Genomic DNA, 15,171 nt, shown 5'->3' with positions numbered 1-15,171 from the left:
CAACGGATGGCCGCGCACCATTTCCAGACCGCAACGCCGTCCCCGGTAGGGGACGCCGCCGGCTATGGGATACCTCGGAACAGTGTCGCGATGATGGGCGGCGTGGCTCGCGGCTGGCACCCTCCCGACGACGACTTCGCGCCGATCAACACGTCGTGGCTGGCGGTCGACGAGTGGCTGTCAGGCCTGCCCTTCGACACAACGGCCCTGGCTCGGGACATCGCCTGGTCACCGGTCTTCACCCAGCAGAGCATCCGTCCGGGGCGGACCGGGTTGGATCGGGAGTGGCGCTGGGGCGGGTGGGTCTCGTGGCTGGGTGGGCCGGCGCTACTGCCGCTGGCCGAGTGGCCGCGCCGATCGGACGGAACGCCGCTGGCCCACGTGGCCTCGGTGTCGCTGTACGAGGCCTGGGCCGCCGCCGAGGACGAGTGCAAGGCGGCGTGGCCCGAGCATTCGGAGGGACTGCCCACCGAGGGCTACCTGGAGGTGTTCCACGACCTGGTCGACACCCACGGCTGGGAAACGACCGACCGGGACAGCGGCGGCTGGCTGGTGCGGTGGGTGCCCGAGCCGCAGCGGCCGGGCTTCGGGGAACCGCCCGCCGACCTCGACACACCGACCGACGCCTGCCAGGCGGGTCTGCTGCTCCCCGGCTGGAGCAGCAGACCGCCGGGAGACTTCCTCGCTGACCGGGACCAGCACGACGCCGCTGGGCACGTCACCGAAGAGTTTCAGCGAGCCTGGGCGTACCAGCGGACCCAGACGCGCGGCGCGCTGCCCAGTCCGGTGACCCACGTCTACGGCCACAGCCAGAACTCGACCGCGCCGGCACTGCGGATTCTGCGCCGAGTGCTGCCCGTCGAGGAGGGCGACCACTACCGGCTCGTGCTCGACATCGAGTCGTGGACCCACCTGAGCGGCTGGTTCGGAGACGCCGCGTCGCTGGAGGTGTGGATGCGGGATAGCGACCTGGTCGCGCGACGCTTCGACCGAGCGTGGTGTCTCACCCGCACAGACTGACGGGGATGTCCCCATATGGGCCGCTCAGAGACAGCGGCCGGGCGCGCTGTGATGGCGGCTTCAGGGACACCTCGAGCGAATCAGTTCGTGCGCGCCGTCGAGGACCGACGACCGGCCCAGCAGTGGGGCGACCGACTCGGACCGGGACTACCCGAGCCTGCCGGCAGCGCCACGCCGGATTTCGCCGCTCTGGATGACCGAGGCATAGACGCCCACATTGACCTGGTTGTACCGAGCTGCGGTACGGAGGATGCCCGAGTCCTTGGGCAGGTCTGCTTGGGCCAGCGTCGTCATCACACAGCGGGGACAAGGGCCGGTGATGCTCAGCCGCACCTCGTCTCCGATGCGGACCGTCCGGCCGATCCAGTCGCTCTCCTTGAAGCCGCTCACGTCGTTGGTGGCTCGTACCACGATGTTCGGGCGGAAGCGGCGGACCTCGAACCGGCCCCCCGGATAGAGCTCTCACAACCGATCGAGAGTCGACGTGGTCAACACGTGGATCGCTGCGCAGTCGAAGAAGGTGCCCTCGGGCAGGTCAAAGTCGGTGACGGTGTCCCGGTAATCCAGGCCCTCCAGGTCCGGCCAGTACTCCTCGGCCTGCGGAGCCCAGGGATTCGGAAAGGTCGACTCCACCGCTTCCTGCTGGCCCCGCTCGGCCCGCGCGAGTGTTACCTCTCGGTGCAGCTCGCGCGACAGCATCGGATCGACGTCGGCTTGCTTGCTCGTGAGCGTTGCCCCGTCGGGCAGGGTGGTCCGGACGGCGGGCAGCCGCACGCCGCGTTGGACCGTGTCGACGTAGGCGGCCCGGAAATCGAACAGCCGGGGCCATTTCGGGGGCTCTTCGCGCTGGCGACCTTGCCGTGCGAGCGGTCCACCAGCGCATACGCCCGATCACCCAGCAGGCCCCGCGCCGTCACCGCGGACGCGTTGAGTTCCTCGCCCACCATCGACTTGACCGGGTATCGCCAGAGGGAGACCACCGACCCTGCTTGCTCCTGCGCCATGACCACCTCCCGGTTCGGGCGGCCTAGTCAGCGCCTCCCGCGGGGGGCTACCGATCGGATGCCGTCGTGGCAAGCGGGGCGACCACGATCGCGTCCTTGGTGCTCTCCACGATCGCGACCAGCTCAGCCTGCTCCGGCTGCGGCACCTGAAACCGCGCCAGCGATTGGTGCAGGTCGTCCATGAAGGACGCCCACTCGTCCTGCGTGATCCCGAGGTGGCGATGCGTGTCCCCCATGGGCCGGCCCCTGTACTGCTGCGGGCCGCCGGCGGCCCAGCACACCATCTCGGTCACCAGGTACTTGAAACCGGCCGGTGAGACCCGGTGGTGCGCCTCGTTCACCGCTGGGTTCTTGTTGAGCCGGTCATCGTTCATGACTCGGCCGATGAAGTCGTCCACCACCGTCGCGATGTTGTAGACCCCACCGAGCCGGTCGTACAGCGAGGGAGTTCCGTCGGGCTCCATGACGCCTCCACGGTGCCCCGCGGGCTAGGCCCACCTCGTCCCCGTCTCACCCACGGCTCTTGGCGAGTCTGTGCGCCCCCCTGTCGGGTGTCAACGCTGTCCGCCCCAGTCCCTGGCGTCAGCGAGCAAGCCCTGCCGCCAGGCCGCTCGATGATCAGACCCGCCTCATCCGCCACAGCGCCAGCTTTGAGCATGCAAGATCACATCGCGAGGTGGGCGCTGATCTCCGGTGCGCCGCCTGGTGTCTCTGAAGCCGCCTTCAGGGCGAGAACAACAGTCGTAGCTGCCTGCCCGGGACTTAAGCATCACCTCAGCTCGGGATCGCCTTGTGCCCGGACCGCTCCGCTTCCCGGGCGGTCCTGGGAGGACAACAAACCCGACCGACTTCACATCGCTACCTGGAGGAGCGGATCTTCGGCGTCTCGACGACGCGACGTGGTTCTACCCGGGCCACGGCAAGGACACGACGCTCGGCGCCGAGCGCCCGCACCTCGGGGAGTGGCGCGCCCGCGGCTGGTGACCCGGTGACCTTCGCCGCCGACGAGAGCGAGTTCCTGCGCTCCCACGGGATCGCTCGGCTGGCGACGCTGGGTGCAGACGATCAGCCCGACGTCGTCCCGATCGCCGTCGAGTTCGACGGTGCGTTCTTCTGCGAGAGCGTCCTGCGGACCCCCACGGTCGGCAACGTGCGAGCCGGACGGCGGCACGGTCGCCCCTGGTGGTGGACGAACCCCCTCCTTCGACCCGTTCGTCGCGCGCGGGATCCGGGCCTACGGCGTGGCCAACGGTCCGGTGCAGCGGGTCGGACTGGTGGGTCCGGGTCTGTACGTGCGCACGACTCCCCAGTCTCCTGGAGCTGGAACATGGCCGGCCAGCCGGTCGGCGAGACCTGGGACGAGACCAGACGGACATGATGGCTCGCCCGCTCGACGTGCTCGACCCGCGCGTTGGTCGGCACGAGTACGGGTCCTTCCCCGGGGGCCGGGCGGTCGATCCTGCCGGTCGATCACGGCCATGATCACGACGGACACCCGGCCACGCAGCGACGAGGCTCCGACCGTCGCGCGGCGACGGTCGGAGCCCCGATGACCTCAGCTGCTGGCAGCAGCCAGCGCTTCGATGCCCATGATCGCCTGTGGCCCTGGGGTGTCCGCGTTCATGGTCACCGCCACGGCCGTACCGCTCTCGGCGTCGAAGCCGATGAACGCCGAGTGGGCGGCTCCGATGCCCATGTGACCCACGGCGGTGAGCTGGTCGGTCGCGTACTTCTCCAGTCCCAGGCCGTACTCGTGGACGACGCCGAACTGCGACAGGTCCTCCGCCGGGATGAACGCGCTCATCTCGGCCAGGCTGCGGTCGGAGAGCAGCCGGCCCTCGACCAGCGCCTCGGTGAAGGTGAGCAGATCCGAGGTGGTCGACTGGAGCCCGCCCGCCGCACCGCCGAGCGAGGGATGCTCGCTCTCGGTGTCGTCGACGAAGGCCTCCCCCTCCCTGGTGTAGCCGCGTGGTCCGCCGACGGCGACGACGCCGGTGTCGCGCATCCCGAGCGGCTCGGCGATGCGCTCGTGCACCTCCTCCTCCCAGGGGTTGCCGGTCACGTCCTCGATGATCTCGCCGAGGACGATGTAGTTGGTGTTGGAGTAGCGGTGCGGACCCCCGGGTTCCCCGGTACGTCCGGCCGCCTCGGCGACGGCGATGAGCTCCGACGGCGTCCACTCGCGCTGCGCGTCCGCCTCGACCGCAGGTGTGTTCTGGTACTCGTTCAGCCCGCTGGTGTGCTGGAGGAGCTGGCGCGGAGTGATCCGGTCGGCGTCCGCGAGATCGGGAAGGAAGCGCTCGATGCCGGCGTCGAGGTCGAGCTTTCCCTCCTCGGCCAGTTGCAGCGCGACGACGGCGACGAAGGTCTTCGTCACGCTGCCGACGTTCCAGGGGACGGCCGGGTCCACCGGCGGACTGTCCGCGTCCACCGTCTGGGAGCCCGTCGTCACCGTGACCGTGGCTCCGTCGGCCTCGCGAAGCGAGAGGACGGCGCCGACGAATTCGTGGTTCGCGTGATGCGACTCCAGGATGCCGGCAAGGGTCCGTTCGAGATCGGCGTCCCCCTGGAGTGCCGACGATGCGGTTCCGGCGGTGTTGGCCGAAGCGGCGGCAGCGGCCTCTCCGTCTGCGCCTCCGCACGCTGCCGCGACGGTCAGCGTGGCGAGCGCGGTTGCCGCCGCGAGGCTTCGGCGGAGGACCGCCGACCGGCGTGGGCGGTCAGGGGCAGGCTGCCGCGGAACGGGGGTGTGGGCGATGCGGGTCATGACGGTTTCCTCTCTGGACGACCCAGACCTGGACGGAGGAGCAGCAGGGCCAGGACCAGCCGGGCGGCGCACCGCGCACGCCCTCCCGGGGGCCGGAGCGGTGCGGGTGGGCTGAGGGACGGCGGTCATGCGAAACCTCCGGGGACGAGGCCGGCGCTGCAGGGTGGTGCAGCGGGCAGTGCGAGCGTGCCGCCGCCGTGGCGCCGTCCACGACCCCCGAGCAGGGGCGGATCCGGTCCCCCGCGAGTGGTCCAGGGCGCCGCACGGCCCCTCGCCCGGAGCCCGTGCCTGCCTCGCGGGAGGGAGGCAGATTGACTCGCGCGGGCCTCCCGGGCGGAACTCCGCAGCCAGACGATGAGCCCGCGTTGCCCTCCCTGCCGGGCCGCCTGCGCGAGGTGGACGGCTCACGGGCTTCCGAGTCGATGCGGGTCTCGGCGTCGCTCGGGCGGTGGCGTCGGTCGGTCCCCCTCGCCGCGTCCGGACCGCTGGCCCTGGTGTGCGGCCCACTGTGGGACAAGCGGCCCGGAGGTACTTCTCGACCGACGTCTAGGTCGTCGGGTACCTACTCGCGTGCGGGGCCAAAGGCTCTGCGATCAGGATGGCTGCTTCCTACGCTTGGTTCGTGACGACGAAGCCACTGCAATGCTGGCTCGGGCTGCACGCGTACGTGACGGAACATCCCTCCGACGAGCGTTTCGAGGGCGTGCTGGGGCGTGTCTGCCGACGGTGCGGGAAGCGACAAGGCGCACTACGGGGCCCTGCCTCCCCCATTGGGCCGCCAAGCTGAGGGTGCGTCGATCGAACGAGCTGAGAAGTCAACAGACCGTCCCTGAAGCCCGCCTTCGAGGGGACTGGTGCTGCCCGGCCCGGACGTTCCCGCGGATCGTGGTCAAGGCGTGCGGCTTGATGGCATTCCCGCGGGAACGTCCTGTTCAGTCGGCGCGAGTCGAGCTGCGCGTCACGTCGACCGCTCGACCTCCTCTGCTGCTTCCGCCGCCTCACGCGGCCCCGGCAGTTCAGCGCCGGCTGCCGGCGGCGAGTACAGGAGGGGCTGCCGCAAGTCGATGAAGTCCGGCGGCTCCGGGCTGAGGGCCATGAGCTGCTCCATGACCGCCTGCACCTCCGGCGGTGCCTCCTTGGTCTCGCCCTCGCGGGCCTCCGCCTCGGAGGTGAAGTAGATGACCTGGGCCCACCGGTCCGGCTCGTAGGTCATCATCACGCTGCCGAGGACATCGGGGCGGAAGTCCGCCATGTCCGCGGTGGACATCTGGGCAGCGAGCTCCTTGGCCCGTTCCCGGTCCGTCACCCGGCCCTGCATCACCTGCACGAATCCAGCCCGGTCCGGGTCCCCGGTCAGGTCGACCACGACGTCATCGCTGTCGGCGAAGGTCACCTCACCGTCGAAGAGCCGCTGCGTCTCCTCCCACCACCGGGACTGCTCCGGCCGCTCGGAGTTGCGGGCCGCGGCCTCGGCCGACTCGAAGCGGGCCACGGCGACGAACCGGCCGTCGTCAGCGACCCCGATCGTGCTGCCGAGCCAGCCGATCGAGCCGGGCTGCAGCTCCCGCATCCATGTGTCCAGCGCCGTCCGCACCGCCTCGGCGTCCGACGTCCTGCCCTGAATGAGCTGAGCGAACATGGCGAGCCTCCCGCCGCCGTCGTCGTCGGCCCCCGTGGGAAGGCCGACGCTAGGCCCGGGCAGCGGTCGGGGGGAACCGGTCCGGCGCGGTCCGTACGAATCCGACGGCACGTCGCGACGGTCAGGCGCGGGGCTCACCCTCGGAGTCCAGCGGGGAGGACGCTGCCCCTGCGCCGGGCGGTGCGGACGGCGACTCCGGAGGCGAGGTGCCCCTGACCAGAGCCGGCGCCCGGACAGGGCCTGGCGTCCAGCGACAAGCAGTCGATGACCGCCTCACCGAGCGGGCCTCGACCGATGGGATCCGGCGGCGTACGGGGGTCATTCGCTCGTGAGCGCGGCCGGACGGGCCGCCGCGACGACCTCGGAGGATCACGTCGATGGATCCCGACGAGCCGGAGGCCACGCTGGCAGTGGCTGGTGCGTTCCTCGAGGAGTTGGCGGCGTCCGGCGCTGTTGTCTTCGCGGGTGGATTGCACCCGCCGTCGACGGCGGTCACCGTCGACCACACGGGCGACGACCTCGTCCTCGCCGACCGCGTTGTGTCCGGACACCTCTGCTTCCCCGGCGGGGTCGGCAACACACAGAAGGACCCGCCGCGGTTCGCCAGCCTGATCGACGACGTCGGACAGGGGCTGTTCGGCACGCTGCCCGACGACACCTGGGTCTATCCCGGCCACGGCAAGGACACGACGATCGGCACCGAGCGCCCGCACCTCGGGGAGTGGCGCGGCCGGGGTTGGTGACCTCGTGACCTTCACGGCCGACGAGATCGAGTTGCTGCGCTCCCACGGGATCGCTCGACTGGCGACGTCGGGGAAGGACGATCAGCCCGACGTCGTACCGGTCGCTGTCGAGTTCGACGGTGCGGACTTCTGTGTCGGCGGCTCCGGTGCGAGCGTCCTGCCCGCAGCCGGCGTCAGCAGGCCCAGCCCGAACCGCAACCGAGCACGACCGGCAGTGTGGCCCGGCCCACGCCGGTCGAGAGCACACGAGGCCATGCCCTTCGAGTACCGCCAGCCTGACAGGTGCGTGGCCGACCGGTCCGGCCGTTCACCGCGGGCCTCTGCGGTGGAATCAGCGGCGCGACCGGCGCCCTCAACCTGTCACTGATCAGGCGCGTCGACGGGCCCGACGCCGCCGACGCCATGAGCGGCACCCGGGGCCGATGCCGCACGGGCGAACAGGGACCGCAGAGTTTGCTTCTGAAAGGTCTCCTTGACGCCTCCATCAATCCCGACGCGATTCACACTGCCAACCCTTGACTGCCGGCCGAGGCGACGTCGTCGCCTCTGCACCGGTCCCTTGTGGCCGGGGTGGTCTACGCCATCCGACCGCTCGTCCGGCGTGTCGCCTCCCGTCGCGTCAATTGGCCCTGGGGACCGCCCGGACTTCGGTTGACTCGCTGGGGGGGACGGTGACGTCGCGGTGACACCGCGGTGACGTTCGCGCGCGCAATATAGGTTTGCGACGACACGCCGCCGCATCGAATGTGCGGCGAACCGCATGTAGTCACGACAGGCTGCCGTCGGCAACGGCAGCGGGCACTGGTCAGGAGGAGGTAGTCCCATGGCGGCCAATACGCAGCAGGGAAACTGGCGGTTCTGCAACAAGTGCTTCACACTCTGGTGGAACGGCGCATCCACCAACGGCGTGTGTCCCGCAGGCGGCGCCCACGATGGGCGGGGCAGCTGGAACTTCTACCTCCCGGCCAACTCGAACGAGGTCTTGCAGAAGTAGCTGCTGAGAGTTCTTCGGGAAAGCTGCTTGCTCGGCCGCCTGGATTACTCGGATGCCTCCCCTGGTCATCTCGCGACACGTTGCGGTGAGGCCGGGGCCAGCCGACAGGTGACCCTCTGAGGAGGGCCGAGAACCCACCACTTCGTCAGAATGCGTCTGGGGTGGCGACCGCGCAGGGGCGGCCGAGGTCGCGGACATCATGGCGGCAACTCTCGCCTTCCAGCGCCATGAACTTGGCCTCGGCGCGGTGGACCAAGCAGTCCGTCATCAGGGCGGCGACCTCGCACCTAATGTCTCTCCAGCGGTCGTAGCGGCGCGGACACGGTGTCTCCAGTGGGCCGCTGCGAGACTTGCTGGACCGTCGGCCCGGACGGTAGGCAGTACCCCGCCTTGCCGAGCCTGATTGTCCCCGCCGTCGGCCGCAGAACCTGATCAGGGTGTTCTGCGGCCATGCCCGCGTACTCCGAGTTCATGACGTCGCCGAAGCCAATCTCTCGGAGAGAACCTCGTGAAGCTGCCCGAGCCCTCGGGTCCTGCTGCCGACGGCGACTCGTACCGCGGGTCTGCGATTCGTGACTCGGGTGAGTGTGGGCCCGACTCGTTTTGGACGACCGATTCCCAGCGAGCTGGCGGAGTTGTCTCGCGGCAACTGATCAGCCACGAGGCGTCCGTGGACCGCACGGTTGACGGTCTCTGAACGACAGGCGAGGCGCGTACCGGGACATGGGGCCGAGTTGAGGGAGGCGGGACGATGTTCGAATCGATGACGCGCTTCACAGACATGACGGGACAGATTGATAGGATTCGCCGAGCGAGCTCGACTCTCCTCAGGCAAGGGGATCGGGCGGAGGCGGCCGCTCTCGTGTCCGTTCTGCAAGACGTCGGAGGGACGTTCACTGCGGTTGAGCTGGTACTGAAGCGGTTTCTCTCGCTTCGGTTCGAAGCCAAGCGGGAAGACGACGCGACAACCTTGATCGAACTTCAGGGTGGAGAGCCGGCGAAGTTGATCGGCGAGATGCGGGCCCGCTCCAGCAAGATTGGCCATCTCTATTGGGATAGTTTACGGGGTTGGTTCGCTCGGTCCGGGATATCCGATCAAGAGCGGCGCGATCTGGAGACGCTCTTCGAGGCGATCGGCAATTCAGACAATGATGTCATAAAGCCAGCCGTGAGGGAGATAATCGATTGGTTGCAGGTGAACGCCGACTCCGTCGCAGAATCTGTCCGGAAGGGGGAGTTCAAGAAGGCAAAGGAGCAGGTGGACACTGCGGGACAGGAAGTTGCACCCATTCGGCGCGCCATGGGCAAGGTGGCCGCGGATCTCCTCGACCTCGAGATCCAGTTCACGCCACTATCCTTCGGTCGCCATGAGTGATCCTCGGGTCACGATCGGCGTGGCTCTGATTGCTGCCGTTACTGCATTGACAGGAGCTGCGGTGGCCGCGATCACCGCGAGCATTCGTCAACACCAGCAGTTGAGACACGACCGGATACTCGCAGACGTCTCAGAATTGCGTGGTGTCTTGGATGACGCTGTGCGGTCCACCGCCCGTGCGGCACGCTTCATAAGCGAGGCAGCCCGAGGCGAGCACATAGGCGACGAGCGAGACCGGAGGTTCGACGAGGCTCAGCACGACCTGCTTACCAACGCCCTGCGCATGCGGATTCGACTCGGCGACGGTGCACCCTACCAGGCGTGCAAGCAAGTCGCGCAAGCGTTCGCCAACTTCAGCAGTAACGTCGTAAGCGATGGTGTCCGGGATCGACAGACTATGGAATTTGACGCTGCAAGCGAGACGCTGGCCGAAGCAGCGAAGGCTGTAGCAGGGTCCCACACCAGCATGTCGCGAACCAATTGAACGAGTGTTCACGAGGGGAAGCTCGCTATTGAAGCTGCCCGGCTTCGCTGAGGGGCAGTCGAGTTCTGACCGGGCCTGATGAACGAGTGACTCTCCAGTGTCCCAGAGCCGCCATCAGGGCGAGAAGGACGGTCGGCACCCGCCTGCCCGGGACTTGACTGTCCCCTCATGTCCGGATCGCCGCGTGGCCCCAGAGCCCTGCTTCCCCGGGGGTCCTTGAGGACGACAAGCCGACCGACTTCACGTCGCTGGTGGACGATCTGGAGGAGCGGATCTTCGGGCGTCTCGACGATTCGACGTGGGTCTATCCCGGCCACGGCAATGACACGACGATCGGCGCCGAGCGCCCGCACCTCGGGGAGTGGCGCGCGTGCGGGTGCTGACGCGCTGACCTCCGGAGCCGACGGGACCGAGTTCCTGCGCTCCCACGGATTCGCTCGGCTGGCGACGTCGGGGAAGGACGATCAGCCCGCTTCCTGCGGACCCGCACGGTCAGCAACGTGCGAGCCGGACGCCGCAAGGTCGCCCTGGTGGTGGACGCCCTACCCTCCGTCGACCCGTTCATCGCGCGCGGGATCAGGGTCTACGGCGTGGCCGACGGTCCGGTGGAGCGGGTCGGGATGGTCGGTCCGGGGCCGTACCTGCGCATCACCCCGCAGGTCTCCCGGAGCTGGAACATGGCCGGCCAGCCGGCCGGCGCGACCTGGTACGAGACGAGACGAGCAGTCCACGACGGCTCCGCGACCCGAGGCCCGCAGGTGACTTCGTCGCCGCTCTTCCCCGGGCCACCTGGTTCCCCGCGTGTGCACACGTGGCTGACAGCACCCGGACGACGTCTGGTGAGCAGTTCTCGTTGCCCGGCGGAGGTCTCTGGGGTCCTCCGCCGTCACCGCTCGTCTTCCCCGCGACGTTGCGCCCCTGGCTGTGCCCGCCGCCGCCCTCGTTGCCGACTGTGAGCGCGGTCTCACGTCAGCCACACCCGCCCAGGACTGAACGCGAAGGGGACGCAACCTGCCTGTCGGCCCCTGCACGAAGCCACGCGCCACCTGCGCTCGTCACGGCGTGTATTCCGGCCGCCTCGGCGGTCTCTGGTGGGGTGTGCACGACCAGAGACCTCCTCCCGCCAACCCCGGTGCCCGCGTCCCGCGGCGCTCGGCGGCCGACCCGGCGCCCGCGGTGTGCCTTCCCGACCTGCTGCAGGGGCGGGCGCTCCTGCACCCCGATCGGACGGCGGTCCACGACGGCGGCCGCCGCCTGACCTTCGCCCAGCTCACCGCAGGCAGCGCAGAGCTGGGTGCTTCGGTGTGGCGCCTCGGCGTCCGACCCGACGACCCGGTCGGCGTCTTCCTGGAGCCGTCACTCGACCTGGCGACGGCGGTCTGGGGCGTCGTGTACTCGGGCGGCGCCTACCTGCCGCTGTCGCCGGAGTACCCGGACGAGCGGATCCGGCACATGGTCACCGACGCCCGGGCACGAGTCGTGCTGACCGACCGGCAGCTGGCGCCGCGGCTGGGCGGGCTGGTCCCCGACGGCACCGTGATCGTCGCGCTGGAGGACCTCCAGGCGGCGAGGCCGCCGGCACCGTCCGGGTTCCGTGCCCCCGTCGGGCCGCGGAACCTGGCGTACGTCATCTACACCTCGGGGAGCACCGGCACCCCGAAGGGCATCATGATCGAGCACCGCTCGATCGTCAGCCAGCTCGGCTGGCTGGCCCGCGTGCACGGGCTCGACGGGCGTCGCACCGTGCTGCAGAAGACGCCGCTGAGCTTCGACGCCGCCCAGTGGGAGATCCTGGCGCCGGCCTGCGGCGCCACCGTGGCGATGGCCGGGCCGGGCGTCTACCGCGACCCGGACCGGCTGCTCGACCTGATCGCCGAGCACGGCGTCACCACCCTGCAGGGCGTCCCGACGCTGCTCCAGGCACTGGTCGACACCGACCGGCTCGGCGCCTGCTCCTCGCTGCGTCAGGTGTTCAGCGGCGGAGAGGCGCTGACCCGCCGCCTGGCCGTCGAGCTGCTCGATGCGCTGCCTGGCGCCGAGCTCGTCAACCTGTACGGGCCGAGCGAGTGCACCATCAACTCCTCCTCGCACGTCGTCGACCGCGACGCAGTCGGGGCCGGGCCGGACGTCGTGTCGATCGGCCGACCGGTGGACGGCACGGCCTACCACATCCTCGATCGCGCCGGTTCGCCGGTCGGGCCGGGCGAGATCGGCGAGCTGCACGTGTCCGGCGTCCAGCTCGCCCGCGGCTACCTGCACCGGCCGGACCTGACCCAGGAGCGCTTCCGCCCCAATCCGTTCAGCAGCGACCCGGCGCACTCTCGGCTGTACCGCACGGGAGACCTGGCGCGCTGGGACGCGGGCGGCAGCGTGGCCTTCGCCGGCCGCACCGACAGCCAGGTCAAGCTGCGCGGCTTCCGGGTGGAGCTGGACGAGATCCGCTGCGCCATCGAGGCGCACGACTGGGTGAAGCGGGCTGCCGTCGTCGTACGTGACGACTCGCGCACCGGCGCCAACCTCGTGGCGTTCGCCGAGCTGAACCAGCGCGAGGCCGCGTTGATGGACCAGGGCAGCCACGGCTCGCACCACCGGTCCAAGAGCAGCCGGCTGCAGATCCGCGCGCAGCTGTCCGACCCCGGATGCCGCGACACGGAGGACGTGGCCGCCCGCCCGCGGATCGACCTGGCCGGCCGCACCCCGACGGCCGCCCAGCGGGAGGCGGTGTTCGCCCGCAAGACGTACCGCTTCTTCGAGGGCGGCGAGGTGACCCGGGACGACCTGCTCCTCCTGCTGGACGCCCCCCGGCCGGACGTCGCGCCGCGGCTGCCGGAGTCGCTGACCGGCGCCGAGCTCGGCGGGCTGTTGCGCTGGTTCGGGCAGTTTCGCAGCGAGCAGCGGCTGCTGCCGAAGTACGGCTACGCCTCCCCCGGTTCGCTGTACGCCACACAGCTCTACCTCGAGCTGTCCGGCGCCGTCGGCGACATCGCACCGGGCCTCTACTACTACCACCCCGTGCACCACCAGCTGGTGCTCATCCGGCCCGGTCACGGCGCCGCCGGCGGCGGTCTCCGGCTGCACTTCGTCGGCCGGACCTCGGCGGTGGAACAGGTGTACCGCACGAACACCCGCGAGGTGCTGCAGATCGAGACCGGGCACATGCTCGGCCTCTTCGACGCCGTGCTGCAGAGCCACGGGCTGCTCGTCGGCGAGCCGGAGCCGGCGCCCGGCCTGCTGGCGGCGGTGGGCGCGGGGCCGGCCGACCACCATCTCGGCAGCTACGCCGTCGGGCCGTTCACCGGCCCCCGGATCGACCCGGTCGAGGTGTACGTGCAGGCCCACCCGGGCCGCGTCGCGGGGCTCCAGCGCGGCCTGTACCGGTACCTCGCCGGCCGCCTGGAGCAGGTCGGCGACGAGCTGGTGGAGAAGCGGCACGTCGTCGCCATCAACCAGGAGGTGTACCGGCGGGCCGGCTTCGGCGTCAGCCTGCTCAGCAGGCACCCGGAGCCCTGGCAGCGCTACGTCGAGCTCGGCCGCACCCTGCACCACCTGCAGATGAACGACCTCGGCCTCGGGTTGATGTCGTCCGGCTACAGCTCCGAGACCGGCAACGACCTCCCGTCGGCCCGCCGGATCGCCGAGACGCTGGGCCTGTCGGGCGGAGTTGCCTCCTACTTCGCGCTGGGCGGCCGGGTCAGCGACACCCAGCGACGCAGCGAGGGCATGAAGGAGGACGTCGTCCACATGCGGGGACCGGCCGAGATGGTCAGGGACGACCTCGCCGAGCGCCTGCCGCGCTACATGGTCCCCAACCGGGTGGCCGTGCTCGACGCGCTGCCGCTGACCCCCAACGGCAAGGTCGACCTGCGTGCGCTGCGTGAGCTGGACGAGGCGGCGGCCGGCACCGGCGACGCGCCGATGGTCGCACCGCGCACGCCGACCGAGGAGGCGCTCGTCCCGCTGTGGCGGCGAGCGCTCGAGCTCTCCGAGCTGTCGGTGCACGACGACTTCTTCCGCTGCGGCGGGAACTCGCTCGTCGCGGTCGGCCTGATCGGACGGATCAACCGCGAGCTGGGCGGCCGACTCCCCGTGCAGGCGCTGTTCGAGGACCCCACCGTCGAGGCACTGGCTCGCCGGCTGGACCGGAACTCGAGCGGCGGGTCGTCCCGGCTGGTCCGGCTGGGCACCGCCGAGGTCGGGCGGCGCCCGGTGTTCTGCTGGCCAGGGCTCGGCGGGTACCCGATGAACCTGCGGCTCCTTGCCGGCCGGATGCCCGGTGGTCGCCCGCTGCTCGGCGTCCAGGCGCACGGCATCAATCCGGGTGAGGCGCCGTACCCGACGCTGGCCGAGATGGCAGCCCGGGACGTCGAGCTCATCCGGCGCGAGCAGCCGGAGGGCCCCTACACGCTCTGGGGTTACTCGTTCGGCTCGAGAGTCGCGTTCGAGGCGGCGCACCAGCTCGAGCAGGCCGGCCACGAGGTGGACGAGCTGCTCCTGATCGCCCCCGGCCATCCGCGCCTTCGCGCCGACCTGCTCGAGCCGGCCGCGGGCGGCCGGCGAGCAGCCGGCCCGACCGACTTCGACGACCCGTCGTTCGTCGCGATCCTGTTCTCCGTCTTCGCCGGGCGGATCGACCACCCGCTGCTGGACGCCTGCCTGCGGGCGACGCGCGGCGAGGACTCGTTCCTGGACTTCGTCCACTCCCGTCTCGGGCTCCTGGACGGCGAGGTGGCGCGCCGCGTGATCCGCGTGGTGCGCCGCACGTTCGGCTTGGGGTTCACCGAGGACGAACTCGCCCGGCGACGGATCGCCGCCCCGGTCGCGGTTCTCGCCGCTCGTGGTGACGAGCCGTCGTTCGTGGAGACCGCGGCGGGCCGGGCGGCCTGCTCGCCGGAGGTCCTCCGCCTCTGCGCGGACCACTACGGCCTCCTGCGCGACTCCGGCGTCGACGAGCTGCTCGACGCCGTCCACCACGGCCGTGCCCACCGGAAGGACGCCCCCATGCCGCACGTCTCCGTCACGCACTCTCCGCGCCGGCTCGGAGCGGACCGGAGCCCGAGCCCGGTCCGACACGTCCACCAGCCGGAGATCGTCCGCGGGAGGGCACGGCTGATCACGGAACCGCAGCACTGATCCCGGCTGCTGAAC

General features: G+C 70.3%; 11 protein-coding genes and 1 pseudogene. 6 read left to right on the top strand and 6 right to left on the bottom strand.

Features of this window, described 5'->3' with window-relative positions:
* The coding region (locus MY520_RS17140; protein WP_436693761.1) for a YwqG family protein at positions 1-1,020 on the top strand (1,020 nt) is incomplete at its 5' end.
* Positions 1,021-1,167: 147 nt separating this feature from the next.
* On the opposite strand, the pseudogene MY520_RS17135 reads toward MY520_RS17140, so the two are convergent.
* From MY520_RS17135 to MY520_RS17110, 6 genes and pseudogenes are all read right to left on the bottom strand, one after another.
* Positions 1,168-1,449 (bottom strand): annotated as a pseudogene (locus MY520_RS17135) (MOSC domain-containing protein); the annotation flags it as partial.
* Between the two features lie 33 nt (positions 1,450-1,482).
* Entirely contained in the window at positions 1,483-1,794 is a 312-nt protein-coding gene (locus MY520_RS17130) for a hypothetical protein (protein ID WP_436693765.1), read from the bottom strand.
* Positions 1,689-2,024: an MOSC N-terminal beta barrel domain-containing protein gene (locus tag MY520_RS17125; RefSeq protein ID WP_436693760.1), complete on the bottom strand. Its 336-nt coding sequence runs from the start codon at positions 2,022-2,024 to the stop codon at positions 1,689-1,691. Before MY520_RS17125 ends, MY520_RS17130 begins: the two co-directional genes overlap by 106 nt.
* 47 nt (positions 2,025-2,071) lie before the next feature.
* Positions 2,072-2,488 (bottom strand): group I truncated hemoglobin, encoded by a 417-nt coding sequence (locus MY520_RS17120; RefSeq protein WP_436693759.1) that lies wholly within the window; start codon positions 2,486-2,488, stop codon positions 2,072-2,074.
* A gap of 1,091 nt (positions 2,489-3,579) precedes the next feature.
* Positions 3,580-4,791, bottom strand: a complete 1,212-nt coding sequence (locus tag MY520_RS17115) for a serine hydrolase domain-containing protein (RefSeq protein WP_436693758.1) — start codon at positions 4,789-4,791, stop codon at positions 3,580-3,582.
* 958 nt (positions 4,792-5,749) lie between these two features.
* Entirely contained in the window at positions 5,750-6,430 is a 681-nt protein-coding gene (locus tag MY520_RS17110; protein ID WP_436693757.1) for a hypothetical protein, read from the bottom strand.
* A gap of 377 nt (positions 6,431-6,807) precedes the next feature.
* On the opposite strand from MY520_RS17110, the gene MY520_RS17105 reads away from it, so the two are divergent.
* The 5 genes from MY520_RS17105 (at position 6,808) to MY520_RS17085 (ending at position 15,156) form a co-directional block, all read left to right on the top strand.
* The gene (locus MY520_RS17105; protein ID WP_436693756.1) at positions 6,808-7,173 is read left to right on the top strand and encodes a hypothetical protein; all 366 of its coding nucleotides are present in this window, start codon (positions 6,808-6,810) and stop codon (positions 7,171-7,173) included.
* Between the two features lie 1,745 nt (positions 7,174-8,918).
* A complete protein-coding gene (locus MY520_RS17100) occupies positions 8,919-9,542 on the top strand; it encodes a hypothetical protein (protein WP_436693755.1) in 624 nt (207 codons plus the stop codon).
* A 61-nt stretch (positions 9,543-9,603) separates the two neighbouring features.
* Positions 9,604-10,026 (top strand): hypothetical protein, encoded by a 423-nt coding sequence (locus tag MY520_RS17095; RefSeq protein WP_436693754.1) that lies wholly within the window; start codon positions 9,604-9,606, stop codon positions 10,024-10,026.
* Positions 10,027-10,277: 251 nt separating this feature from the next.
* The gene (locus MY520_RS17090) at positions 10,278-10,409 is read left to right on the top strand and encodes a hypothetical protein (protein ID WP_436693753.1); all 132 of its coding nucleotides are present in this window, start codon (positions 10,278-10,280) and stop codon (positions 10,407-10,409) included.
* Positions 10,410-11,124: 715 nt separating this feature from the next.
* Complete coding sequence (locus tag MY520_RS17085) at positions 11,125-15,156, top strand: amino acid adenylation domain-containing protein (RefSeq protein WP_436693752.1); 4,032 nt, start codon at positions 11,125-11,127, stop codon at positions 15,154-15,156.
* Positions 15,157-15,171 lie beyond the last annotated feature (15 nt).

Origin of the sequence: Geodermatophilus sp. CPCC 205506 (assembly GCF_051383635.1) — a bacterium.
Taxonomy (GTDB): domain Bacteria; phylum Actinomycetota; class Actinomycetes; order Mycobacteriales; family Geodermatophilaceae; genus Geodermatophilus.
Note: the sequence above shows the minus strand (reverse complement) of the source record. Positions and strands in the feature narration are given on the sequence as shown.